The sequence below is a fragment of the Sphingomonas sp. M6A6_1c genome (assembly GCF_053345135.1).
Genome location: NZ_JBKEZO010000013.1, coordinates 1 through 1,696, shown reverse-complemented (window position 1 = coordinate 1,696; position 1,696 = coordinate 1). Strand labels below are relative to the sequence as shown.

Sequence of the window (1,696 nt, the reverse complement as noted above, 5' to 3'; positions counted from 1 at the left end):
GATTGGGTCGCTGTAGCCTTGAGGAGATCAAACGTCTCGACCGCTGAGGTCAGTTCCTGGTGCCACGGCTAGGAAACAACCCGTCATGGACGGCTCCGGCAAAGGGTATCTGGTGACACCGTCCAACCCCGCCAAGTCAGGCCGGTTCGGACGCTAACGAATAGCGCTGAGCCAACTAGCCCTGCGAACAAGCCGACCCATAGCGCATCGAAGATCATTAGAGTCCATACGACGGCCGCCGGCTGCCCCAGCGCCAGCTTATGATTTGCCATGTGCAACGCCTGCGAGGGCGCGAACGCGAGGGCTGCTAGAAGGATGAGGACGACGGCTGCTGGAAGAAGCGATGTCATGGCCCGTTTCGGCGTAACGGCTGGTTCCTCGAGCAACGCACCCACCACGTAGACGAGAAATCCTCCCTGGATCACTGCCGAGAGGATCTGAAGCGGAACGTTGATTGCGGGGGCAAGGCCCTGGGTCTTAAGCCAGGCGAAAGGTGACGCGACTGCAAATCCGATCAGGAGCCCAGCAATCACGCGGGCCAGAGCCACAGGCGGGACCATCAGCGTTCGACGTATGGACCCGACTGCCCAAAAGCGGGCAGTCGCAAGTATCGCAACCGTGAAGCCGGCTACCTTCAGGTAGCCGAAGCTCCAGCGCAGCGGGCTCGCCGAGAGAGCGCGAAAGCGGCTCATGGACTCGAACATGCCGATATGGATTTCGGCGGCATGCTGCAGGAACTCTGGCAATACCGCGATGAGGAGCAGAAACGGCGCTGCCAGAACCATGGTGCCGCCAAGCCTGTACGTCTCGTACGCTGCCCGCCCGACATCCCGTAACCCTGCCAGCGCCCCACGTGGCTTCTCATGCCCGTCAGCCATCTCGTTCCCCCTCTTGCGTGAAACTCAGGATGTCGCCGGGCTGACAATCGAGCGCCAGGCAGATCGCCTCGAGCGTCGAGAAGCGGATCGCCTTGGCTTTGCCCGTCTTCAGGATGGACAGGTTAGCCATAGTGATGTCGATCGCCTGCGACAGGCTGGTCAAGGTCATGCCTCGCGCTGCCAGCATCTCGTCCAGCTTGACGATCACCGGCATCAGACGGTCAGCGCCAAGTCGTCGCGCATAGCCGTCCCAACCCGGAAAACGCGAGCGAGCGCGAACACCATGATGACGGCGATCCAGCCGGTGAAGGCTGGCGTCCAAGTAGCGTGGTCGACACCCATCCGATCGAGCGCGACGACGATAAGCCCCATGGCCAGATCGAGCAGTTGGAGCGTCAGCAAAGCCCAGCCGATCCGGGTTAGTCGATCCGCGTTGAGAGCGACGAATGGATCACCTGTGCGCACCGTGCAGACCATCGCCAGCAGGCGCGTGAAGATTTGATGCACTGCCACAGCTGCGATGATGCCGAGCACCGCCATGATGCGCAGGATGAAGATTGTACCCACTACGTTGCCGTTCGGGTATTTGGTGGACAGGTGGCCGGCGATCACATCACCGAAGACGAAAGACAGGGCAACCGCTGCCGCAAAACCGATCGCAGCGAGCCAATTGGCGCCGTTGGCGAAGCGCAAGACGCCACTGATTATCCGCAGTCCCTTATCCTGCATCTTCGACTCCTTATCGATAAACAATGTGCATCGTTTATCGATAAGGTCAAGGACGAAAGATGGCTGCTTGATTGGCTTCTATCAACGTC

General features: G+C 60.2%; 3 protein-coding genes. All 3 read right to left on the bottom strand.

The genetic code is table 11. The annotated features are described in order from the left end of the window. Positions 1-83: 83 nt before the first annotated feature. Genes ACLBWH_RS18405 through ACLBWH_RS18395 form a run of 3 tightly spaced genes read right to left on the bottom strand, consistent with a single transcriptional unit; the run spans position 84 to position 1,607 of the window. Positions 84-878 (bottom strand): hypothetical protein, encoded by a 795-nt coding sequence (locus ACLBWH_RS18405; protein ID WP_447800340.1) that lies wholly within the window; start codon positions 876-878, stop codon positions 84-86. Further along, positions 871-1,092 (bottom strand): helix-turn-helix domain-containing protein, encoded by a 222-nt coding sequence (locus ACLBWH_RS18400; protein WP_447800339.1) that lies wholly within the window; start codon positions 1,090-1,092, stop codon positions 871-873. Before ACLBWH_RS18400 ends, ACLBWH_RS18405 begins: the two co-directional genes overlap by 8 nt. Then, entirely contained in the window at positions 1,092-1,607 is a 516-nt protein-coding gene (locus ACLBWH_RS18395; protein WP_447800338.1) for a DUF2975 domain-containing protein, read from the bottom strand. Before ACLBWH_RS18395 ends, ACLBWH_RS18400 begins: the two co-directional genes overlap by 1 nt. Positions 1,608-1,696: the final 89 nt, after the last annotated feature.

What these genes read in the sequence shown, in the direction of transcription:
- ACLBWH_RS18405 (WP_447800340.1), bottom strand. Translation starts at nt 878, where the DNA reads ATGGCTGACGGGCATGAGAAGCCACGTGGGGCGCTGGCAGGGTTACGG.
- ACLBWH_RS18400 (WP_447800339.1), bottom strand. Translation starts at nt 1,092, where the DNA reads ATGCCGGTGATCGTCAAGCTGGACGAGATGCTGGCAGCGCGAGGCATG.
- ACLBWH_RS18395 (WP_447800338.1), bottom strand. Translation starts at nt 1,607, where the DNA reads ATGCAGGATAAGGGACTGCGGATAATCAGTGGCGTCTTGCGCTTCGCC.